Raw genomic sequence first — 22,485 nt, 5'->3', positions numbered from 1 at the left:
TGGGGGAAAATGCAGATTAATTTACCAAATATTGAAAACAGTACAGAACTCAGCTTAATTAAGACAACTCAGCATAGGGAAAATGAATAAAAAAAACATATAAGGGCAACGATGGGGAGAAAAGATCCTAAAATTGGAGGCTTCTCATGAATTGTCCTTGCTGTAACCATCGTGACATTGGAAAAATTGGAACAAAGCATTATTATTGCAGACAATGCTGTATTGAATTTTTAGTTTATAGAGGCAAGCTTGTATTATATGAAATATCAGAAGATGGGTCGATTGAAAGTTTAAATGACCTATTTAATGAAGCGGAACTAATGAGCGAACAAAAATGGATTCACTTATAAAAAAGTGGCTGCCGCGCCTTATCCTGATCCTGTTCCTGCTGCTGTGCGGGTGGATTTTTTCATACTTATGGAAATACATACAACCGGTTTTTGCAGGAATCTGGCTTGCGGTCGTTCCGCTCTTATTAAGTATACTGTTTGCTTATCTTCTGCTTCCTCTAGTTCATTTTTTAATGCGTGCAAAATGCTCAAACAGACTTGCTGTATCGATCGTATTTGTTGTGCTGACTGCTGTTGCAGGAGCTTTATTTCAATGGTGGATACCAGCATTTGCAAGAGAATGGAATCACTTTCTCACTCATCTTCCGGATCTGCTTGACAAGGTATCTGACTGGAATCATGCGATAGCAGATTGGCTTTCATCCATGCCTCAGCCTGTCAGCATAAGAATACAGGATTTTATACATTCTATCCAGATGGCGATCGAACAGCGTGCAGAAGAACTGCTGGCAGGCATAAATCACTCATTAAAGTGGATAATAGCGCTTTCTCTTGTGCCATTTATGACATTTTATTTAGTAAAAGACCGTATAGTGATCAGAGATTATATTATGAACCATATACCTCAAGATAGAAAAAAGCAGGTAGTATCATTGGCAGCGGATCTTGATCAAAAGCTGGGTTCTTATATAAGGGGACAGCTGTGGCTTAGCGCAGCTGTGGCAGTGTTTTCTTTTGCAGTCTTGTATGCAATTAAGCTTCCGTATGCTCTTCCTTTAGGACTGCTGCTCGGGATATTTAATGTAATCCCTTACTTAGGGCCAATCATCGGCGCACTTCCCGCTTTGCTTGTAGCCAGCACCATATCGGGAAGTATGGTTATCTGGGTAATTGCTGCTGCATTTGGCATTCAAATGGTAGAAAGTCATCTTCTTGCTCCCTGGATTATGGGGAAAACCATTCATATTCATCCAGTCATGATCATGCTGCTGTTATTAATAGGCGGAGAACTCGGCGGCATGGCAGGCTTAATCGCTGTTGTGCCAGTGTATATGATTATTGGAATGATCATTCACTCGTTTAAGCAAAGAGAAAAAGAAGTACCGATTGACAAATGACGGCTTCCTTATCTATACTTTCTGTAGGAAAATAAGAGCAACTCGAAGATGGAACCAGTACATTACAACTTGTTGGATGGAAATTTCAGAGAAAATTCCCCCTGGCTGAAAGGGAATTTGCACGCATTGTAATGGAAAGCTAATCCGGAGTGCAGATAAACTCTGCCGTTCGCCGCGTTAAGGCGCTCAAAGTGATAAATGGTGCTGGATTTAGCAGTACGGTTTATAACCAGGGTGGTACCGCGAGTTTGCTCTCGTCCCTGCAGGGGATGAGGGCCTTTTTGTGTTTTCTGAAAATATATACATAGTTAAAAGGAGGAATTTAGATGCAAAAATGGTCAGGTGCAGAAATCAGACAAATGTTTTTGGATTTTTTTATGGAAAAGGGCCACGATATAGAGCCAAGCGCTTCTCTAGTCCCTCATGAAGATCCATCGTTGCTTTGGATTAACAGCGGAGTTGCAACACTGAAAAAATATTTTGATGGGAGGGTCATCCCTCAAAACCCGAGAATTGTAAACGCGCAAAAATCGATTCGTACCAATGATATTGAAAACGTAGGGAAAACAGCGCGGCATCACACATTCTTTGAAATGCTCGGGAATTTTTCAATCGGAGAATATTTTAAAGAAGAAGCAATTGAGTGGGCATGGGAATTTCTTACTTCATCAAAATGGATCGGGTTCGATGCAGAAAAGCTTTCTGTCACTGTTCACCCTGAAGATCATGAAGCCTATGATTTGTGGAAACAGAAAATAGGATTGCCGGAAGAAAGAATTATCCGCCTCGAAGGGAATTTCTGGGATATTGGAGAAGGACCAAGTGGACCGAATACGGAAATTTTCTTTGACAGGGGAGAAGCATTTGGAAATGATTTAAACGATCCAGAGTTGTACCCAGGTGGAGAAAATGACCGCTACCTTGAGATCTGGAATCTTGTTTTTTCACAATTTAACCATAACCCTGATCACACCTATACGCCGCTCCCGAAAAAAAATATTGATACGGGAATGGGACTTGAGCGGATGGCATGTGTAGTACAGGATGTGCCAACCAACTTCGAAACAGATTTGTTTATGCCAATCATCAAAGCAACCGAAAAAATTTCAGGACAGACTTATCAGCAGACAGAAGAAAAAGATGTCTCGTTTAAGGTAATTGCTGACCATGTCAGAACCGTATCCTTCGCTATTGGCGACGGCGCGCTCCCATCCAATGAGGGCAGAGGGTATGTGCTAAGAAGACTTCTTCGCCGCGCAGTCAGATACGCTAAACAAATAGGCATCGACCGTCCGTTCATGTATGAGCTGGTGCCGGTCGTAGGCGATATTATGATTGATTTTTATCCTGAAGTAAAAAAGAAAGAAGATTTTATTCAAAAAGTGATTAAAACGGAGGAAGAGCGATTTCATGAGACATTAAACGAGGGCCTCTCCATTCTCTCAGGTCTTATGAACAAAGCCAAGGAAGATGGATCCGGTGAAATCAGCGGCAAAGATGTTTTCAGACTTTATGATACGTTTGGATTCCCAGTAGAACTTACCGAAGAATATGCTGAGGAAAACGGTTTGCGGGTAGATTCAGACGGATTTGAAGAAGAAATGAATGCTCAGCGTTCAAGAGCCCGTGCAGCTCGCCAGGAAGGCGGCTCCATGCAGGTTCAGGGCGGCGTTCTCGGAGATATTAAAGTATCCAGCGAATTTGTCGGCTACCAGCGTCTGCTTCACGAATCCACTGTTGAGGTTATCATCAGCAGCCAGGAGATGACTGAATCAGCGAATGAAGGGGAGGAAGTTCAGCTGATTTTGGCAGAAACACCTTTCTATGCAGAAAGCGGAGGCCAGATTGGAGACAAAGGAACGATATCCAATGATCAGGTGCTGCTGCGAATAAAAGACGTAAAAAAAGCACCAAATGGACAGCATCTTCACACGGCTATTATTGAAAAAGGATCGCTTGCAAAAGGGGATCAGGTCCTGGCAGCAGTGGATCCAGCGTCAAGAACGGAAATCACTAAAAATCACACAGCAACTCATCTTCTTCATCAGGCATTAAAAGACGTGCTGGGTGATCATGTTAATCAGGCAGGGTCGCTCGTTCAGGAAGACCGGCTCCGATTTGATTTTTCTCATTTTGGACAAGTTCAGGCAGATGAGCTTAAACGAATTGAAGAAATTGTAAATGACAAAGTGTGGGGCAGCTTCTCTGTGGAAACCGCTGTAAAGTCCCTGGAAGAAGCAAAATCCATGGGTGCTATGGCGTTGTTTGGCGAAAAGTACGGCTCAGAGGTCCGTGTTGTCTCAATTGGTGATTACAGTCTCGAGCTTTGCGGCGGCTGCCATGTCAGCAATACTTCCTCCATCGGTCTATTCCGTATTGTTTCAGAGGGCGGCATAGGTGCAGGAACACGCCGTATTGAAGCGGTGACAGGCGAAGCAGCATACCGTCATATGAATGACCAGATTCAGGTGCTTCAGCAATCAGCTGCACTTGTGAAATCTAACCCTGTTGATCTGCCTGCAAGAATTTTAAGCATGCAAACGGAGCTTAAGGAGCTGCAAAGAGAAAATGATTCGCTTCATGCTAAAATGTCAAATATTGAAGCTAAAAGCATAATGGATCAGGTTATTTCTGTAGAAGGTATAACAGTGCTGGCTCAAAAAGTACAGGCTTCGGATGTAAATAGTTTGCGGACGATGGCGGATGATGTTAAAAATAAATTGGGCTCAGGAATTTTAGTACTGATTGCAGTTCAGGGTGAAAAAGTTCAAATTATTGCAGGCGTAACAAAAGATTTAATTGATCAGGGCTATCATGCCGGCAAGCTGGTTAAAGAAGTCGCTGCAATTTGTGAAGGCGGAGGAGGCGGCCGTCCTGATATGGCTCAGGCCGGCGGAAAGAACCCGTCGAAAGTGGATGAGGCTCTTCAATTCGTTCCTAAGTGGGTAAAATCCGTTTGATTCTCTTCTAAACTGGTGTACAATAAATACATGTTGAACAAAAGGAATAATTAGATATTCCGGAGTGAGGTGCTGAAGATGAGCTCATTTGATAAAACGATGCGATTTAATTTTGGGGATGATTCTGCAGACAAAGAAGTTCAGCGCGTGCTGATACAGGTCTTTGAAGCTCTCGAAGAAAAAGGATATAATCCCATCAACCAAATTGTAGGGTACCTTTTATCCGGCGACCCGGCTTACATTCCAAGACATCATGATGCACGAAACATTATCCGCAAGCTTGAAAGAGATGAAATTATTGAGGAGCTTGTGAAATTTTATTTACACCAGCACAAAGAGGAAAAATAATATGCGAATAATGGGACTCGATGTCGGCACAAAGACCGTGGGTGTAGCGATCAGTGATTCTTTTGGCTGGACCGCTCAGGGAATCGAAACCATAAAAATTGATGAGCGCGGCGGTCAGCTTGGTTTTAAGCGGATTAAGGAGCTTGTTGATGAGCATGAGGTTTCTTCTATAATCGTCGGCTTGCCAAAAAATATGAATAACACGATCGGTCCCCGTGGAGAAGCCTGCCAGCAGTTTGCAGAAAAACTGCATAAAAAGCTGCAGATTGAAGTAAAACTATGGGATGAACGATTAAGCACAATGGCAGCTGAAAGAGTACTGCTTGAAGCAGATGTCAGTCGTGCGAAAAGAAAAAAGGTCATTGATAAAATGGCTGCAGTGATGATACTACAAGGCTATTTAAACAGCCGGAAATGAAGAGGTGCTTATAATGGAACATGGAGAAAAACACATTACAGTAGTAGACGAACAAGGAAATGAAGTACTTTGTGAAGTACTGTTTACATTTGATTCAGATGAGTTTAAAAAGTCATATGTACTATACTTTCCGGTAGGAGAATCAGAAGAAGAAGAGATTGAAATTCACGCTTCTTCATTTGAACAGGACGACCAAAATGCAGAAGGCGAATTAAAGCCGATCGAAACAGAAGAAGAATGGGATATGATTGAAGAGATGCTTAATACATTTCTTGATGAAGAGGAAGAAGAGTAACACTTCCCTAACCTTTTAGACGAGATTGGGATAATACTAAAAACGTTTAAATCCAAGGTTGTAATCATAACTAGTAAGAGGTTAGCGGAAGGCGGCAATTCCAGCAGGGTACGAGGGCAAGTTGAGACTTTACAGGACAACGTACTGATAAAGCTCAAGCCCCGTTCCTGGAAAAAGCGTCCGGCTGAAGCGAAGAGAACCGGTCAACGAGGCTGAGACACTATTGTCCCAGCCTCGTTTTTTTTTATGCTCACAGGCAATTGTTGCCTGTGTATATTTTTGTTGTATAATAGACCTATTGAACAATATCAGCTTCTGTTTGTTGCTGTCTTATGTGGAGGGAAAGCGTTTGAATGACAATCGGTCAAAATACCAACAATGGATTCAAAACTTACAAGAACGGAAGAAGGAAGCCAGGCATGTGAGAAAAATTGTTTTTTTCTCAATGATCGTCGTGATTCTGCTTATTTTAGGCGCTGGCATTGGAGGCTATTCTTATATCTCCTCTGCTTTAGAACCCATGAATCCGGATAATAATACTCCGGTAACGGTTGAAATACCGATCGGATCATCAGTTGATACGATAACGGCAGCACTTGAAGAAAATAACATTGTAAAAGATGCCAGAGTGTATAAATACTATTTAAAATTTAATAATGAGTCTGAATTCCAGGCAGGTACTTATGAACTGACCCCTTCCATGACACTGTCAGAAATAACGGAAAGTCTCAAGACAGGAAAAGTTTATCATGAACCTCTTTTTTCCGTAACCGTGCCTGAAGGTCTCAGACTGGAGGAAATAGCATCAATTATAGAAGAAAATACGGATTATTCAGCAGATGAATTCATGGAAACAGCGACTGATTCCGAATTTATTGCTTCCCTTCAGGAGCAGTTCCCTGAATTAATTACGGATGAAGTGACTGCAGATTCTATCAGATATTCACTTGAAGGCTATCTTTATCCCGCTACTTATCCATTTTATGAAGACAATCCTGAATTAGAAGTCATCATTACACAAATGGTAGAGGGAACAAATGCTGCTTTTGCTCCTTATCTGGAATCGATTAATGATTTTTCTGCAGGTAATTTTACATCTGAAGGAGAAGACCCGAACGTCATGACGGTTCATAAAGCCCTGACTTTTGCTTCCCTGCTTGAAGAAGAAGCAACGGCTTCCACTGACAGGGAGATAATCGCGGGTATATTTTATAATCGTCTGGAAGACGGAATGCCGCTGCAGACAGATCCTACCGTTTTATATGCGCTCGGTGAGTGGAAAGATCAGGTTCTTTATGAGGATCTTGAAATAGATCACCCTTATAATACGTATCAGAATGCAGGACTTCCGCCAGGTCCGATTGCTGCACCGGGCATAGAATCCATTGAAGCAGCAATGAACCCTGAAAGTACAAATTATTACTATTTTCTGGCTGCTGCTGAAGATGGTGTGGTTTATTATTCAGAAACGCTTGAAGAGCATGAGGAAAAGGCGGAACAATATATTTACAGCGTAAATGAGGAAGAAGCTGACGAAACAGAAGAGTAGAAGTCTGCAGGAGGAAAGGTTATTCACTTTCCTCCTGTATTTGTGTTAAAATGGAACAAGTATTTTGAGGCGTACTTCAAATGTCGGCAAAAGTGGAAAGCATGCATAGGCTTTCTTCTTTTTATGTAGAGCGGCTGTTTTAAAAAGAACGCTTTTTTTTTGGGTATGGATGTATGTAAAGGCGGGGTTTAGTTGAATAAAAAAGTATATGAGTATATAGAAAAGTTCTACAAGGATCGCCCGGCATTTTTTACTAATATGGAAGAATACGCAGACGATCATGACGTGCCCATAATGGAACTGGACGGGATGGAAACCCTGCTTCAATGGCTCAGGTTTCAACAGCCGTTAAAAATTCTTGAAGTAGGTACAGCCATAGGCTATTCAGCTTTACGTATGGCGGATGCACTGCCGAATGTACACATCATTTCGATTGAGCGGGATAAAGAACGTCTGGATCAGGCAAATCAATTTATTAAGAAATTTGGTAAGGAACAGCAAATTACCACCTTGTACGGAGATGCACTGGAAATAAGAGAAGACGTTGCTTCATACGGACCATTTGATGCCATTTTTATAGATGCCGCAAAAAGCCAGTATGGACGTTTTTTTGAGCTATATACTCCGCTTCTAACTCAAAATGGAGCCGTTTATACAGATAATGTTTTGTTTAAAGGGTTGGTTGCAGAGGCTGAGCCTGAAGTAAGCAGAAATGTAAAACAGCTTCTTCGAAAAATTGACCGGTATAACCACTGGCTGATGGATAATAAAGATTTCGAAACAGTCATACTGCCTGTGGGCGACGGTCTGGCTATAAGTAAAAAGAGGTGAAAAAATGAAGAAACCGGAATTGCTTGTGACGCCTTTTTCAGTAAACCATCTGAAAGAGTTGTGCGAAGCTGGAGCGGACGCATTTGTAATCGGCGAGCAGCGATATGGACTGCGCCTCGCGGGTGAATTTTCAAGAGATGAATGCAGGCAGGGGATCTCCATTGCACACTCATATGGTAAAAAAGTGTATATAGCTGTCAACGCCATTTTTCATAATGATAAAGTGGATGAATTAAATGATTATTTAAGCTTCTGTCAAAAAGAGGGGGCAGACGCGGTTATATTTGGTGATCCCGCTGTCTTAATGGCAGCACGGGAATCCGCACCAAACCTTTCTCTGCACTGGAATACCGAAACAACGGCCACGAACTATTTCACCTGCAATTATTGGGGAGAAAAAGGGGCAAAGCGGGCAGTATTAGCCAGAGAGCTTTCTATGGATGCAATTGTTGAAATGAAAGAAAAATCAAAAGTTGAAATAGAAGTGCAGGTTCACGGGATGACCTGTATGTTTCAGTCCAAGCGGGCTTTGCTTGGCAATTACTTTCTTTATCAGGGCAAGTCTCTCGAAATTGAAAATCGTAAAGAAAGTAAAAATATGCTGCTTCATGATGTAGAACGAAGTAATAAGTATCCCATATTTGAAGATGAAAATGGCACACACATCATGAGCCCGAATGATATGTGCATCATTGATGAACTTTCTGAAATGATGGAAGCGGAAGTGGATTCATTTAAAATTGATGGTATTCTTCAAACGTCTGAATATGTAACATTGGTTACTTCGCTTTATCGAAAAGCCATCGATCTTTGTGCAGAAAATAATGAAATCTACGAAGAAAAAAAAGAGCAATGGCTTGAAGCAATTGAGCAAATTCAGCAGCCTCACCGTCCGCTTGACACGGGATTCTTCTTTAAAGAAACCGTTTATTAATATAGGAGGAAAAAAGATGGCGATCATGAAAAATGAAAAAATTTCAGCGATAAAGGATGGCAAACGCGTCATCGTAAAGAAACCTGAATTGCTTGCTCCTGCCGGAAATCTTGAAAAGCTTAAAATTGCTGTTCATTATGGTGCTGATGCTGTCTTTATAGGCGGGCAGGAATACGGCCTTCGTTCAAACGCTGGTAACTTTACGCTTGAAGAAATGACGGAAGGAGTCCAGTTTGCAAAACAGTACGGAGCAAAAATTTATGTAACAACCAATATTTTTGCCCATAATGAAAATGTAGACGGTTTGGAAGAGTATCTTCGCGGCATTGCTTCTGCTGGTGTAGCGGGTATTATTGTAGCCGATCCTTTAATTATTGAAACCTGCAAACGGGTCGCTCCAGGTGTGGAGGTTCATTTAAGCACTCAGCAATCCCTCTCAAACTGGAAAGCGGTTCAATTTTGGAAAGAAGAGGGCCTTCACCGGGTCGTTCTTGCAAGGGAAACAAGCGGCGATGAAATTCAGGAAATTAAAGAAAAAGTCGATATTGAGGTTGAAAGCTTTATTCACGGTGCGATGTGCATTGCTTACAGCGGCAGATGCGTATTGAGTAATCATATGACTGCCAGAGATTCTAATAGAGGCGGCTGCTGTCAATCCTGCCGTTGGGATTATGATCTATATGAAACGGAAGATGGACAGGAAAAAGCCCTTTATAACAACGATGATGCCTCGTTTGCAATGAGCCCGAAAGATCTTAAACTGATAGAATCCATTCCGAGAATGATTGAAATTGGAGTGGACAGTTTGAAAATTGAAGGCAGGATGAAATCTATTCACTATATTGCTACCGTAGCAAGTGTGTACCGTAAAGTGATTGATGCCTATTGTGAAGACCCGGAAAATTTCATAATTAAAAAAGAATGGCTGAATGAACTGGATAAATGTGCAAACCGTGAAACGGCTACAGCTTTCTTTGAAGGCGTACCAGGGCATGAAGAGCAGATGTTTGGTGAACACGGCAAGAAAACTAAATTTGACTTCGCCGGCTATGTCCTAGACTATAACGAAGAGTCTCAAACGGTTACGCTGCAGCAGAGAAACTATTTTAAACCAGGACAGGAAGTTGAATTTTTCGGACCGGATATGGAGAATTTTTCACAGAAAATCGATAAAATTTGGGATCTGAAGGGCAATGAACTTGAAGCAGCCCGTCACCCGCTGCAAATCATTCAATTTAAAGTTGAGCGACCTTTGCGTGCGCACAACATGATGCGAAAGGAGCTCGTTTAAGAACAATGAGAAATAAACCAGTTGTAATTGGTGTGGCCGGAGGATCTGGATCAGGTAAAACATCAGTAACTAAGTCAATATATGATTTCTTTCAAGGACATTCTATTGCGATGATTGAGCAGGATTACTATTATAAGGATCAAAGTGATATACCATATGAAGAACGTCTGGAAACAAATTATGATCATCCACTGGCATTTGATAACGACCTTTTAATTGAACATATTCAAACACTTCAGGAAAGGGAAGCGATTCAGAAGCCTGTGTACGACTACACGGTACACACAAGAGCCCACAGGACAATTCCAGTAGAGCCGAAAGATGTGATTATACTAGAAGGAATCCTTGTGCTGGAGGACGAAAGGCTTCGCAATCTGATGGATATAAAACTTTATGTTGATACAGACTCAGATCTACGTATCATCAGGAGGCTGCTGCGGGATATTAATGAAAGAGGCCGTACAATCGATTCTGTAGTTGACCAGTATATCAATGTTGTAAGACCTATGCACAATCAATTTATTGAACCAACGAAAAGATATGCTGATATTATCATACCGGAAGGCGGCCAAAATCATGTGGCCATCGATCTTATGGTAACGAAAATTCAAACGATTCTTGAACAAAAGTCAATTGTGTAATATGATAGCAAAGAATGTAAAGGGGATTCCACAATCATCCTCTTTTTTCACTTACTTCATAAAAGAGGTAATGAACACATAGCATGACAAAGAAGAAAAATTGGTTTTTATGCATTCAAAGGAGTGAAGGGTTTTGTCAAAAGAAAAAGTATTTCCTATGACCCAAGCTGGAAAAGAAAAGCTTGAACAGGAATTAGAGCAATTAAAGTCCGTAAAACGTAAAGAAGTAGTAGAGCGAATAAAAATCGCACGCAGCTTCGGGGACTTATCAGAGAACTCAGAATATGATTCAGCAAAAGAAGAGCAGGCATTCGTGGAAGGACGTATATCTACACTCGAAGCCATGATCCGCAATGCTAAAATTATTGAAGAAGACGGGTCAATGGATGGAGTGGTCACACTTGGCAAAACGGTTACCTTCGTTGAGATGCCAAACGGCGATGAAGAAGCGTATACCATTGTAGGAAGCGCAGAAGCGGACCCATTTGAAGGACGTATTTCAAACGACTCTCCAATTGCCAAGAGCCTTCTCGGCAAGGTTGTAGGAGATGAAGTGAAGGTTCAGACTCCAGGCGGAGATATGGACGTAAAAATTGTTTCAATTAAATAATTCCCCTTTCTTATACTCCGGATGAAGTACTTTACTTCTTCCGGAGTTTTTTTGAAACGTTTGACTTCACTAGTACGTCTAACTGGGTATACAGGTCTACTTTCCTGAATAGGGATCTATTTCACTTGCTTTTGTCATGTATAAGCATGATATGCTTGTCTAGATTCTTCTTTTTGGATAAACCATATACAGGAGTGATAAACAATGGCTAAGGGCAAAAATTCAAGATTACAATTTCAGGAGAAGAAGCGCAAAAGCAATCTTATCCTTAATTCTTCAATCGCAATCGTCGTGGGGTTGATTATTATAGTAGGTTCTTTTATATTCTTTAGCAGCGAGGATTCGAATCTTGCATCGGAAGAAGAAGAGCAGTCCATTGCAGAGCAGCATTTGCAGTCCGATCAATCGGATGAAGAACAAAGCGATTCTCAAGGTGAAAACCGTGATGAAGAAAATGAGGAAGACAGCTCATCTCAAAACGAAGATGGCGAACAATCGGATGAAGAAAGTGAAACAGCTTCAATAGAAGAAGCCGAAGAAAAGGCTGCGGAAGAAGAAAAAGCTGAGCAGGAAAAAGCAGAAGAAAAGGCTGAGCAAGAAGAAGCTAAGAAAGAAAAAAGAGAAGAAGAAGAGAAAGAAGAAAAACGTAAAGAAGAAGAACGAAAAGAAAAAGAAGAAGAGGCTGATTCAGATTCAGATGCAACTTCAACTGAGTCCAGTGATGATCCGCAGGTGGCAGAAGTCATAACAAACAAAAATTGGAAACCTATTGGAACTTCTCAGACAGGCGAACATGTTTCAGTCTATGAAGACGGAGTTGACTGGGATGAAAAAGTGGAAGCCATTTCGTATGCCACAGGAATTGGTGTCAATGATATGACCATCTGGCATATTGGCAACCATGAGGGGCACCCTCAAAAATCAGTAGGAACTGTTTCTGCTTCCGGCTCAGAAACTAAATACCGTGTTTACCTGGAATGGATCGATGGAAAAGGGTGGAAACCTGTGACAATGGAAAAGCTCGTTCCAGGAGCATGATAAAAAGCAGGGGAGTAAACCTACACTAGGCAGGGGATGTAGTAAAATTGTGCCTCCAGCCTTGCTAAAAGCGTACAATGAAAGCAAAGCAGACCGCTTAAAAAGCCTGAGACATAACATTGTCTCAGGCTCTGTTTTTGATTGCATGGTCTAAAAGCGTGGATAACCTCTATTTAGCTTTAAAATGCACGACGGCTGTATATATGATTCTCCCTTTGCCATCCAGCGCCACAGCGTGAGAAACAGAATGTACATGAAGCATAATGGCCTGATTCTGTTCAATTTTACCTTCGATTTTTCTTTCAAGCTCCTTCAAAACATACGCTTCAAAAAATTCTACTTTATCTTGAATAAGTTCGATTTGAAATGACATACACACTTTCCTCCCTGGAGCGATTCAATCTATTTATTTTATCACGTCCAGGGGACAATGGGTTTGAAAAATCGAGATTCCTATGGTAAAGTCAAGTCAGTTTTGATTATGATGTGAGATGAGGGAAAAAGATGAAAATCGGGATCATTGGTGCAATGGAAGAAGAGGTAGCTTTATTGCGTTCGAAAATACAGGAGCCTGAAACGGTTACCATTGCAAAAAGCGAATTTACCAGCGGAAAAATCAATAATACTGAAGTGGTACTGGTGAAAAGCGGAATTGGAAAAGTGAATGCTTCCATGACAACGACCATTTTACACGAACGGTATCAGCCTGACGTCATTATCAATACCGGTTCTGCCGGCGGTTTTGACCCTGCATTAAATGTTGGGGATATTGTCATCTCAACAGAAGTGCGCCATCATGATGTAGATGTTACTGCGTTTGGTTATGAGTATGGACAGGTTCCTAATCTTCCTGCTGCATTTAAAGCAAATCCATCACTTCAGGCACAAGCGGCAGAACATGCGGCATCGATAAACGGAATTCAAGTGGTAAAAGGATTAATCGCAACAGGCGATTCTTTTATGAATGATCCGGTAAAAGTCGAAGCACTTCGAAATAAGTTTTTTGATTTACAGGCTCTTGAAATGGAGGCAGCTTCCATTGCACAGGTAGCCTGCCAATATGAAACACCGTTTGTTATTATCCGTTCGCTTTCTGATATTGCCGGGAAAGAATCAGATCTATCGTTTGATCAATACCTGGAAAAAGCAGCCGTAAATTCTGCTAATCTCGTATTAGCAATAGTTGAGAACCTTTCACTTGAACATTTTCAAAAATAAATGATCAGGAATCATCAGTCAGCCGCTCTTCCTGAGAAAACTCGTGAAACAGTTTCATTAAGGCTCTTTTTTCAATTCTTGAAACGTAGCTTCTTGAAATGCCAAGTTCTTTGGCAATTTCACGCTGCGTTTTTTCTTCGAGTCCGTTTAACCCAAACCTTTGAGTAATGACATCTTTTTCTCTGGGATCTAAAGATTGAATAAACGTTCTCACTTTCTCCTGATTCATTTTATTGTGAATCAATTGATCCAGTTCATCATCTTCCCCTCGAAGGACATCTATAAGGCTTATGGCATTTCCGTCTTTATCTTCCCCGATCGGGTCATTCAAAGAAACATCTTTTTTTACTTTTTTTAACGATCTTAAAAACATAAGGATCTCATTTTCGATACATCTGGCAGCATACGTAGCCAGTTTTGTGCCTTTTTCAAAGGAATAGCTTTCAATCGCTTTTATGAGCCCGATTGTCCCGATTGAAATGAGATCTTCATTGGATTCTCCGGTGTTTTCAAATTTTTTCACGATATGGGCTACCAGACGGAGGTTATGCTCAATTAGTACTTTTCTTGCTTCATCATCGCCCTGCAGCGTTTTTTCGATCATTTGTTTTTCTTTTTCCTTAGAAAGAGGCTGTGGGAATGCATTTTGCTTAAAATAGCCCATGAGTGCGGTTCCGTCACCTATCGCCATTAGAAGTGCCAATAAGATACTGGACAAAATCTGACCCCCTTTCATGTCTTATAAAGACTATATGAAAGAAGGAGAAGAAACTTGCCAGTCCGAATGCAATCTGCAGTATGTCTTTTCCTATCGTGCACTTCTTATTCAAGTCCGTGACTTGCTTTTCTAAAATATTTTGCGGGTTTACACGAGAATATTAAAAAAAGCTTGGGACAAAAGTGTCCCAAGCTCTACGACCGGTTCTCTGCGCTTCAGGCGGACGCTTTCCGCATGGACGGGGGCTAGAGCCTTTCCAGGACGCTGCCCTGTAAAGTCTCAGCTTGCCGTCATCTCCTGCTGGAGTCGCCGCCTTCCGCTCCGCTCACTTCTTACTATTAATAATTACTGTCTCTTTTTTTATTTTTTTTGAGTTTTGTGCAAACCTCACTTACATTTTCTTAATTCGAAGAGGACTGACCATCAAAAGGGATAAAATAAAAATAATTGTGATAAGTGAAGCGGGACTGAGTAAAGGTGTCGCAAGAAAGCTTAATGCGAGAAGACACCCTGCTGCTGTGATTGGAAGCCCTTCAAAATACGGCGATGACTCTTTAGAATTGAATCTCGCCAGTCTGTACGCGCCGCATCCGATGTAAAAAACGGCTAGTACCATTCCGCTGACTCCATAATCGTATAAAAAAGAATGGTAAAGTAAGAGTGCTGGTGCTGCTCCAAACGACACAAGATCGCTCATCGAGTCAAGCTGTCGCCCCAATTCGGATTCAATTCCTAACCGTCTGGCTGCCATGCCGTCAAACCGGTCCATAAACGCAGCTATAAATATCAGAAGAGCTGCTAAAGAAAATTGACCGGAAGTGCTGTATAAAGCAGCGAATCCCCCCAGGACCAGATTAGAGAGAGTCAATGCATTTGCGGTCTGAGCTTTTGCTTTTTTAAAGGTGAAACCTATTACCTGCATTAATGACACGCGGGTCCTCCTCATAACCGTAATAATAGTAGTATTATTATTGTAACCTTTTTGTTAAGAATTGTTAAGACTATAATTAGTATGAAATGTGGAGGCAAAGGAGGTTGAGAAGGCTGATTTGCAGGAATTTTGTCCAAATAGCGAACAGAAAATATAAAATCTCTGAATTTTAATATCATATTTTCTTAAACATCAGAAAAAAGTTTACTTTATGAAATGCGAGGGACAGTGAGTGACAGGATTAGACATAAGCATTTTGTAGAGTTTCCACATTTCTGGAGAACCGTATTTGCCGACGTTTCAAGGGATAATCTTCTCTATATAATCTTCTCTTCTTTTCGTGGCAGATTCATGGTAAGATTCGACTGCACGCACTTCCAATCTATACTTGCTGCTCAACAATTCAAGTATAGTAGAATGGATGATGACGTGCATTTTGTGTGTTTGAATGTTATGAAAGAACAACTGACAGTTTTTGTGAAAAAAGAGTAGTCAATAAATGCTTGAAGCTTATGGGCGGGGAGTTATGCTGCCTGTAGTAAAGCCGGAACATGAGGTTTATTCACTAGTCCCAGACGAACAAATTCTTCGGAGAAAGCTTCTATATTCAGGAGAAAATAGTTATTGAGAAAAAAGCGGAAATACACGCGCGTAAAGTGTTCTCATGTGAAAAGAGGGCTGGGCTCGAATCGTCAATTTTTTTTTGTTAGAAGTGAAGGGAAATCAGGGCTTGAATAGTCTGGTTCTGCCAGAGTTGTTCTACAAAATATTTACCGTTAAATCAGGAAGCATCCGGCAGCAATGATTAAACAGGCGGGGGATCGCACGTTCCAATCAGCCCTGTGAGGGTTAAAGAGTTAATGTCATTGACCTTTTCTCAATTGCTTCCTGAATAAGTTTGATAAAGTCATCAGATAAATTAAGTCTTTTTGCTTCAGAAAGAGCTTCGATTAACAAATGCAATGGTAATTTATCCACAAGTATTACTCCTTTCAAATTAGCTGGTAATATTAGAGTAGCAGATCATTTTTGAAAGAACAAGCGTTCCTCTTATCCACAGCATACGGTGGATAAGCTGTGTAAAACATGTAGATATCTATGTTGTCTCCAATGGCTTCATAGGAATTTTAAGGAACAAGTTATCCACAATTTTTAAAACCGTCAGAATTTGTCGAACGATTCTTATCATTTCAACTAATTATGTGGGTTTTGATATCCTTATAAAGATACTGTATTATTAGTACTTAAAGCTAAAAGAGGTGAATCGAAATGATTAAATTATTTTTACCAAATGAATTTGTCGCAAGTGTGTTTGAAATTACTCCTCAAAAACTGAAAGAACAAGGTATAAAAGCAATCATTACAGATCTTGATAATACACTTGTCGAATGGGACAGAAAAAATGCGACACCAAAGCTTTTAGAATGGCTGGAGTCCATGCAGAAAAATGATATTCTCGTCACGATTGTTTCTAACAATAACCAGTTAAGAGTATCTGCATTTTCAGATCCAATCGGCGTTCCCTTTATTTATCATGCCAGAAAGCCAAGAGGCAAAGCTTTCAGACAGGCGATTAAGGATATGAATGTTAAGAAAGAAGAAACGGTTGTTATAGGGGATCAGCTTCTTACAGATGTGCTGGGCGGCAACAGAAATAAACTGTACACGATTTTAGTTGTACCCGTTGCGAAGACAGATGGTTTCTTCACCAGAATTAATAGAAGAGTTGAAAGAAGAATCCTGAAATTTTTTAAACGCAAGAATATGATTCAATGGGAGGACCCGAAGTGAGTGAATTAACGATTGACTGTATCGGCTGCGGCGTGGAGATACAAACAGAAAACAAAGAGGGCATAGGCTATGCTCCGCCTTCAAGTCTCGAAAAAGAACAGGTGATCTGCCAGCGCTGTTTCCGTTTAAAGCATTATAATGAAGTTCAGGATGTAGCTTTAACAGACGACGACTTTCTGAAAATATTAAACGGTCTCGGTCAGGTAGACGCACTTATCGTAAAAGTGGTAGATATTGTCGACTTTAACGGAAGCTTTTTACACGGACTCCATCGTTTTGTAGGGAAAAACCCGGTCCTGTTAATCGGAAATAAATCAGATATTCTTCCGCATTCGGCAAAACCGAATAAATTAATCAACTGGATGAAATATGAAGCAAAGCAGCATGGGTTAAAGCCGGTGGATGTATTGCTATGCAGTGCTGAAAAAGGCCACCATATAAAAGAGGCACTTGCCGCGATTGAACAGTACAGAAAAGGAAAAGATGTTTATATTGTTGGCTGCACCAATGTGGGCAAGTCTACATTTATAAACCGGATTATAAAGGAAGTTACAGGAGAAGAAGATGTTATTACGACTTCTCAATTTCCTGGGACGACTCTTGATATGATCGAAATTCCATTGGATGATGGACAGGCAATTATAGATACCCCGGGAATTATCAATAGAGATCAGATGGCTCATGTTATTAACAAGAAAGATCTTAAGCATGTTATGCCGCGAAAAGAAATGAAACCAAAAATCTTTCAATTAAATGAGGAGCAGACTCTTTTTGTAGGAGGACTGGCGAGGTTCGATTACCTCAGTGGAGGCAGAAAGTCGTTTACGTGCTATGTATCAAACGAACTGGAAATTCATCGAACAAAGCTGGAAAAAGCAGATGAACTCTATTCCAGGCATAGAGGAGAAATGCTCTCCCCGCCGCGTCCCGAAGATATTGAAAGCTTTCCGGAACTGGTGAGGCACGAATTCATGATTAAAGAAGAAAAAATGGACGTTGTTTTTTCTGGATTAGGCTGGATTACAATTAATGAAAAAGGGGCAAAAGTAGCTGCATACGCTCCTAAAGGAGTCAGCGTACTGGTTCGAAAATCACTTATTTAAAGTTAGGGGGAATAAAATGACGTCGCTGTATGGTGTGATCGGAAACCCGATCTCACATTCCAGATCACCACAAATGCATAATCGATGGTTTGCTGAGGCGGGCATCGATGGTCAATATTTCCCTTTTGATATCGAGCCGAGTCGTTTAGAAGAAGCAGTTAGAGGCATGAAAGCGCTGAATCTTGGGGGCTGGAATGTAACCATTCCTTTTAAAGAAGCCATTTTGCCGCTTCTTGACCAAGTTGATGATGATGCGATAAACATTGGCGCCGTCAATACGGTTCAGAACCGTAATGGCAAACTGATTGGCAGCAACACGGATGGCGCAGGTTTTGCAGCGTCCCTTTTAGAAAAAAGAACAGCAGAGGACATTAAACAATCCTCGATCCTGATTATTGGAGCCGGTGGAGCGGCAAAAGGGATCTATTATGCTCTCACCAAACTGAATCCGGCTAGTATTACAGTTTCTAATCGGACAGAAGAACGAGCTGTTTCTTTAATTCAGTCAATAAAAACCCCTGTAAAAGCTCAGGCTGTCTCAATTCAGGAGTGTGAGAAGTTACTTTCATCTTATGATATTGTGATTAATACGTCTTCAGTCGGCATGTTCCCACATACAGAAAGACTGCCTATTGAAATTTCGGGAATGAAAGATAATGCATTGGCGGCAGATATCATTTATAACCCGCTTGAAACAGCTTTTTTAAAGGAAGCAAGAAAACATAAGGCTGATACATTAAATGGTGTTGGGATGTTTGTTCAGCAGGGTGCCCTGGCGTTCAGTCAATGGACAGGTATAAAACCGGACACAGAAAAAGCGATCAGCAGGATAACAGAAGAATTAGGAGGAACATCATGTTAACTGGAAAACAAAAAAGATTTTTACGAGCAGAGGCGCACCATCTTTCCCCAATCTTTCAAGTTGGAAAAGGCGGCGTCAACGAAAATATGATTAAGCAAATAGGCGAAGCATTAGAAGCAAGAGAGCTGATTAAGGTAAGCATACTGCAAAATTGTGAGCAGGATAAAGACGAAGTCGCATCAGAGATTCATAAGGGAACAAAGGGTGAAATTGTTCAACAGATCGGCAATATTATTGTGGTCTACAAGGAATCCAAAGAAAATAAAAAATTGGAACTGCCAAAGGTGAAATAATGAAGCCGAAAAAAGTGGGACTGCTCGGAGGAACGTTTAACCCGCTGCATATCGGTCATATGATTATGGCAAATGAAGCCTATCATGAACTTGAACTGGATGAGGTCAGATTCATGCCAAGTGCTAAGCCTCCTCACAAACGCAGTGATCTGCAGGTGAAGGATACGCACAGAATCCGTATGATCGAGCTTGCTATTGAAAACATTGAGCATTTTAAATTGGAATTAATTGAATTCGAACGTTCAGGTTTATCCTATACGTATGATACAATAATACAGTTAAAGAAAGTAGAACCTGAAACTGAATTTACATTTTTGATTGGCGGGGATATGATCGACTACCTCCCCAAGTGGTACAGAATTGAAGATCTGCTTGATCTTGTCCGTTTTGCCGGTTTTATGCGCCCCGGTTATGCTGGAACTACAGACTATCCGGTGCTTATGCTTCAATCACCAATGATTGAACTTTCTTCTACACTGATCAGAAACAGGCTGAATCTTAATAAAGATGCTACTTTCTTACTTCCGCAAAAGGTTTATAACTATATAAACATGGAGGGATTATATGAATTGTAAAGAAGCGCTGGCTTATGTTAAAGAAATTCTGCCGGAAAGAAGATACGAACATACCCTGGGAGTCGTGGAAACAGCAAAATCTTTAGCTGAAAAACATGGAGAAGATGTTACTAAGGCAGAAATGGCTGCCATTTTGCATGATATTGCAAAACATCACAGCAGAGACGATATGAAGAAGATTATTGAGCAGGAAAATTTCGATTCGAGACTGCTGCTTTTTCATCATGAATTATGGCATGCGCCAGTTGGAGCTTACTTAGCTAAAGTAACGCTGAATATTGAATCGCAGGATGTATTAAATGCAATCCGCTATCATACGACCGGAAGAGCAAATATGAGTCTGCTTGAAAAAATCATCTATCTCGCTGATTATATTGAACCTGGAAGGAAATTCTCAGGGGTGGAAGAAGTGAGGGCACTCGCGCATGAAGATATGGAAAAAGCACTCAGAAAAGCAGTTAAACAATCCATCTTATTTTTATTACAAAAAAAACAGCGCATCTTTCCTGATACTTTAGAGTGTTACAACGACGTGATGTTACAAAAGGAGAAAGATAAATATGAACCAAACTGAACTATTAAAACTTGCTTATATAGCTGCTGATGACAAGCGGGCAGAAGATATTGTTGCATTAAACATGAAAGGGATCTCTCTTATTGCAGATTATTTCGTGATATGCCACGGTAATTCGGACAAGCAGGTTCAGGCAATTGCCAAAGAAGTAAAGGATCGCGCAGAGGAAGAAGGCTATGCGATCAAGCGGATGGAAGGCTATGACGAGGCAAGATGGGTGCTAGTGGATCTTGGTGATGTTGTGGTGCATGTTTTTCACAGAGAAGAGCGGGACTACTACAAACTTGAAAAGCTTTGGGGAGACGCTCCGTTAGAAGATCTGACGAGCAGCATAAACGGATGAGCTATGGCCGTTTTGCCCAAATCTACGATCAGTTAATGAGTGATATGCCCTATGATCAGTGGACGCGGTTCCTTTTGGAAAAGAAAGATCAGTTCAATATTCAAGGAAAACGATTGCTCGATGTGGGGTGTGGAACAGGGGAATGGACGCTTCAAATTGCTCAGCTTGGTTTTGAGGTTACCGGGATTGATCTTTCTGATTCCATGCTTGCTGTAGCTTCACATAAAGCACAGCAGTCCGGTGTTGAGATAGCACTTTATCAGCAGGATATGGCAGAAGCTGGAGGCTTTGAACCTTTTGATATAATTACGATTTTCTGCGATTCACTCAACTATCTTGAAACTGAAGAACAATTAAAAAAAACCATACAAAATATGACCAGCCTTTTAAATGATGGCGGTCTCCTGATTTTCGATGTTCATTCTCCCTATAAAATTCAGGAACTGTTTATTAATCAAACGTTTACGTACGACGACGGTGAAGTCGCTTATATTTGGAATTCTTTTGAAGGGGAACACCCTCTCAGTGTAGAACATGAATTATCTTTTTTTGTACTTGAAGATTCCAGCCAGGACAAGTATCTGCGCTTTGATGAATTTCATAAACAAAGGACTTATCCGGTTGACTACTATAAATCTTTGCTTGAAAATGCCGGCTTTAAGATTGAATCTGTAAATGCGGACTTTTCGACTTCACTCAGCCCTGCTGCTGCCAGTGAAAGGATATTTTTCACATGCAGAAAGCAGCGTTAAATTTGTCTTTCAATTCTTAAAGGGATTTTTCAGCTAGCTTACACAGCCATTTTTATTTAAAGAACCTGAAACATAAGTGTTTCAGGTTCTTTCGTCTGTTCAATGAGCTTCAATCGGACTCTTCTCAGCGACGGCCCAATGCAGGAGCTGGAGTCTTTGCATACATTACAATCACCTCATAGGGACGAAAAACACCTTATGCTCTAAAATTTTTAAAATTTATCCCTGACTAATATTATTTTATGCTGTTTTTTACAATTAATTATGAAATAATGGTCTTGCCCCTTTCTTTTTCTCCCTGCTACATTTCAGGGAGGTACTGTTAAATGCTCTGGCTTAAAAACAATATCCGCACGCTTCTTATCCTTATTCCAGTTTCACTTATTATCCTCATCTTAGTTAATCCTCTAAATCCTTCCTCAAACAATTCCGTACCCTCTCCACTACCTGCTAATGCCGATGCGCAGCCGTCTATGGTAAAAGACGAGACCGTACCAGCCGCAGAACCCTCATTAACCATAATCGTTGATGTTAAAGGTGCTGTTCATTCACCCGGCGTATATGAAGTGAAAGAAGGGGACAGGGTGACAGATGCATTAAAGCTTGCCGGCGGGGAAACCCGGGAAGCAGACATGAAGTTTGTTAATTTGTCTCAAAAGCTCCAGGATGAAATGGTTGTATACGTACCTGAAGCGGGAGAAGATGTCACTTCTGTTCCGGCTGCATCTGCTGCAGCAGTCACAGCAACGGGTGCAGGGGAGCAGCCGCAAAAAATTAATATAAACACAGCAGATGCTGCAGAACTGCAAACCATTACCGGAATCGGCCCTGCAAAAGCTGAAGCCATTCTCGCATACCGGGAAACAGAAGGAAACTTTGAATCCATAGAGGATATAAAAAACATTTCCGGCATCGGGGATAAAACATTTGATAAACTAAAAGAATCAATTGATGTAAAATAGGTATAAAAAATGTCATGGGAGATTAGAAAGGAGCATGTTA

General features: G+C 40.9%; 27 protein-coding genes. 23 read left to right on the top strand and 4 right to left on the bottom strand.

Annotation, left to right across the window (positions count from 1 at the left end; all coding sequences use genetic code 11):
* Positions 1-146: 146 nt before the first annotated feature.
* The 13 genes from P6709_RS04015 (at position 147) to P6709_RS03955 (ending at position 12,323) form a co-directional block, all read left to right on the top strand.
* Complete coding sequence (locus tag P6709_RS04015; protein WP_278239589.1) at positions 147-350, top strand: hypothetical protein; 204 nt, start codon at positions 147-149, stop codon at positions 348-350.
* Positions 335-1,408: an AI-2E family transporter gene (locus tag P6709_RS04010; protein WP_278239588.1), complete on the top strand. Its 1,074-nt coding sequence runs from the start codon at positions 335-337 to the stop codon at positions 1,406-1,408. The genes P6709_RS04015 and P6709_RS04010 overlap by 16 nt, the downstream gene beginning before the upstream one ends.
* A 326-nt stretch (positions 1,409-1,734) precedes the next feature.
* On the top strand, positions 1,735-4,368 hold the full coding sequence (alaS, locus tag P6709_RS04005) for an alanine--tRNA ligase (protein WP_278239587.1): 2,634 nt from the start codon (positions 1,735-1,737) through the stop codon (positions 4,366-4,368).
* Positions 4,369-4,446: 78 nt separating this feature from the next.
* The gene (locus P6709_RS04000; protein ID WP_278239586.1) at positions 4,447-4,716 is read left to right on the top strand and encodes an IreB family regulatory phosphoprotein; all 270 of its coding nucleotides are present in this window, start codon (positions 4,447-4,449) and stop codon (positions 4,714-4,716) included.
* 1 nt (position 4,717) lies between these two features.
* A complete protein-coding gene (gene ruvX / locus P6709_RS03995) occupies positions 4,718-5,134 on the top strand; it encodes a Holliday junction resolvase RuvX (protein ID WP_278239585.1) in 417 nt (138 codons plus the stop codon).
* Between the two features lie 13 nt (positions 5,135-5,147).
* On the top strand, positions 5,148-5,429 hold the full coding sequence (locus P6709_RS03990) for a DUF1292 domain-containing protein (RefSeq protein ID WP_278239584.1): 282 nt from the start codon (positions 5,148-5,150) through the stop codon (positions 5,427-5,429).
* Positions 5,430-5,850: 421 nt separating this feature from the next.
* Positions 5,851-6,978, top strand: coding sequence for an endolytic transglycosylase MltG (mltG, locus tag P6709_RS03985; RefSeq protein ID WP_278239583.1), 1,128 nt, complete (start codon positions 5,851-5,853; stop codon positions 6,976-6,978).
* 192 nt (positions 6,979-7,170) lie between these two features.
* Complete coding sequence (locus tag P6709_RS03980; protein ID WP_278239582.1) at positions 7,171-7,809, top strand: O-methyltransferase; 639 nt, start codon at positions 7,171-7,173, stop codon at positions 7,807-7,809.
* 4 nt (positions 7,810-7,813) lie between these two features.
* Positions 7,814-8,743 (top strand): peptidase U32 family protein, encoded by a 930-nt coding sequence (locus P6709_RS03975; RefSeq protein ID WP_278239581.1) that lies wholly within the window; start codon positions 7,814-7,816, stop codon positions 8,741-8,743.
* Between the two features lie 25 nt (positions 8,744-8,768).
* Positions 8,769-10,034, top strand: a complete 1,266-nt coding sequence (locus P6709_RS03970) for a peptidase U32 family protein (protein WP_442905300.1) — start codon at positions 8,769-8,771, stop codon at positions 10,032-10,034.
* A gap of 5 nt (positions 10,035-10,039) precedes the next feature.
* Positions 10,040-10,675, top strand: coding sequence for a uridine kinase (gene udk / locus P6709_RS03965; RefSeq protein ID WP_278239579.1), 636 nt, complete (start codon positions 10,040-10,042; stop codon positions 10,673-10,675).
* A 133-nt stretch (positions 10,676-10,808) separates the two neighbouring features.
* Positions 10,809-11,285, top strand: coding sequence for a transcription elongation factor GreA (gene greA / locus P6709_RS03960; RefSeq protein ID WP_278239578.1), 477 nt, complete (start codon positions 10,809-10,811; stop codon positions 11,283-11,285).
* 204 nt (positions 11,286-11,489) lie between these two features.
* A complete protein-coding gene (locus tag P6709_RS03955; protein ID WP_278239577.1) occupies positions 11,490-12,323 on the top strand; it encodes a DUF1510 family protein in 834 nt (277 codons plus the stop codon).
* A 169-nt stretch (positions 12,324-12,492) separates the two neighbouring features.
* On the opposite strand, the gene P6709_RS03950 is transcribed toward P6709_RS03955, so the two are convergent.
* The gene (locus tag P6709_RS03950; RefSeq protein WP_278239576.1) at positions 12,493-12,696 is read right to left on the bottom strand and encodes a DUF2536 family protein; all 204 of its coding nucleotides are present in this window, start codon (positions 12,694-12,696) and stop codon (positions 12,493-12,495) included.
* 131 nt (positions 12,697-12,827) lie between these two features.
* Here P6709_RS03950 and mtnN point away from each other — a divergent pair, with 131 nt between their 5' ends.
* Entirely contained in the window at positions 12,828-13,541 is a 714-nt protein-coding gene (mtnN, locus tag P6709_RS03945; RefSeq protein WP_278239575.1) for a 5'-methylthioadenosine/S-adenosylhomocysteine nucleosidase, read from the top strand.
* Between the two features lie 4 nt (positions 13,542-13,545).
* Here the strand turns inward: mtnN and sigK are convergent, their stop codons facing one another.
* The 3 genes from sigK to sda form a co-directional block, all read right to left on the bottom strand.
* On the bottom strand, positions 13,546-14,259 hold the full coding sequence (gene sigK / locus P6709_RS03940) for an RNA polymerase sporulation sigma factor SigK (RefSeq protein WP_278239574.1): 714 nt from the start codon (positions 14,257-14,259) through the stop codon (positions 13,546-13,548).
* Positions 14,260-14,650: 391 nt separating this feature from the next.
* The gene (gene pssA / locus P6709_RS03935) at positions 14,651-15,190 is read right to left on the bottom strand and encodes a CDP-diacylglycerol--serine O-phosphatidyltransferase (RefSeq protein ID WP_278239573.1); all 540 of its coding nucleotides are present in this window, start codon (positions 15,188-15,190) and stop codon (positions 14,651-14,653) included.
* Between the two features lie 849 nt (positions 15,191-16,039).
* Positions 16,040-16,168 carry a sporulation histidine kinase inhibitor Sda gene (sda, locus tag P6709_RS03930; RefSeq protein ID WP_278239572.1) on the bottom strand — a complete coding sequence of 43 codons (129 nt, stop codon included), beginning with the start codon at positions 16,166-16,168 and terminating at the stop codon, positions 16,040-16,042.
* Positions 16,169-16,459: 291 nt separating this feature from the next.
* Here sda and P6709_RS03925 point away from each other — a divergent pair, with 291 nt between their 5' ends.
* The 9 genes from P6709_RS03925 (at position 16,460) to P6709_RS03885 (ending at position 22,445) form a co-directional block, all read left to right on the top strand.
* Entirely contained in the window at positions 16,460-16,981 is a 522-nt protein-coding gene (locus P6709_RS03925) for a YqeG family HAD IIIA-type phosphatase (protein ID WP_278239571.1), read from the top strand.
* Positions 16,963-18,084: a ribosome biogenesis GTPase YqeH gene (gene yqeH, locus P6709_RS03920; protein WP_442905290.1), complete on the top strand. Its 1,122-nt coding sequence runs from the start codon at positions 16,963-16,965 to the stop codon at positions 18,082-18,084. Before P6709_RS03925 ends, yqeH begins: the two co-directional genes overlap by 19 nt.
* A gap of 16 nt (positions 18,085-18,100) precedes the next feature.
* Complete coding sequence (gene aroE, locus P6709_RS03915) at positions 18,101-18,946, top strand: shikimate dehydrogenase (RefSeq protein WP_278239569.1); 846 nt, start codon at positions 18,101-18,103, stop codon at positions 18,944-18,946.
* A complete protein-coding gene (yhbY, locus tag P6709_RS03910; RefSeq protein ID WP_278239568.1) occupies positions 18,940-19,239 on the top strand; it encodes a ribosome assembly RNA-binding protein YhbY in 300 nt (99 codons plus the stop codon). The genes aroE and yhbY overlap by 7 nt, the downstream gene beginning before the upstream one ends.
* Positions 19,239-19,814: a nicotinate-nucleotide adenylyltransferase gene (locus P6709_RS03905; RefSeq protein ID WP_278239567.1), complete on the top strand. Its 576-nt coding sequence runs from the start codon at positions 19,239-19,241 to the stop codon at positions 19,812-19,814. Before yhbY ends, P6709_RS03905 begins: the two co-directional genes overlap by 1 nt.
* Entirely contained in the window at positions 19,804-20,388 is a 585-nt protein-coding gene (yqeK, locus tag P6709_RS03900; RefSeq protein ID WP_278239566.1) for a bis(5'-nucleosyl)-tetraphosphatase (symmetrical) YqeK, read from the top strand. Before P6709_RS03905 ends, yqeK begins: the two co-directional genes overlap by 11 nt.
* On the top strand, positions 20,375-20,731 hold the full coding sequence (rsfS, locus tag P6709_RS03895) for a ribosome silencing factor (RefSeq protein WP_278239565.1): 357 nt from the start codon (positions 20,375-20,377) through the stop codon (positions 20,729-20,731). Before yqeK ends, rsfS begins: the two co-directional genes overlap by 14 nt.
* Positions 20,728-21,483, top strand: a complete 756-nt coding sequence (locus P6709_RS03890) for a class I SAM-dependent DNA methyltransferase (protein ID WP_278239564.1) — start codon at positions 20,728-20,730, stop codon at positions 21,481-21,483. The genes rsfS and P6709_RS03890 overlap by 4 nt, the downstream gene beginning before the upstream one ends.
* A 326-nt stretch (positions 21,484-21,809) precedes the next feature.
* A complete protein-coding gene (locus tag P6709_RS03885) occupies positions 21,810-22,445 on the top strand; it encodes a helix-hairpin-helix domain-containing protein (protein WP_278239563.1) in 636 nt (211 codons plus the stop codon).
* Positions 22,446-22,485 lie beyond the last annotated feature (40 nt).

This window comes from Jeotgalibacillus sp. ET6, assembly GCF_029667115.1.
Classification (GTDB): Bacteria; Bacillota; Bacilli; order Bacillales; family Jeotgalibacillaceae; genus Jeotgalibacillus.
This window is presented reverse-complemented; position numbering and strand designations above follow the sequence as displayed.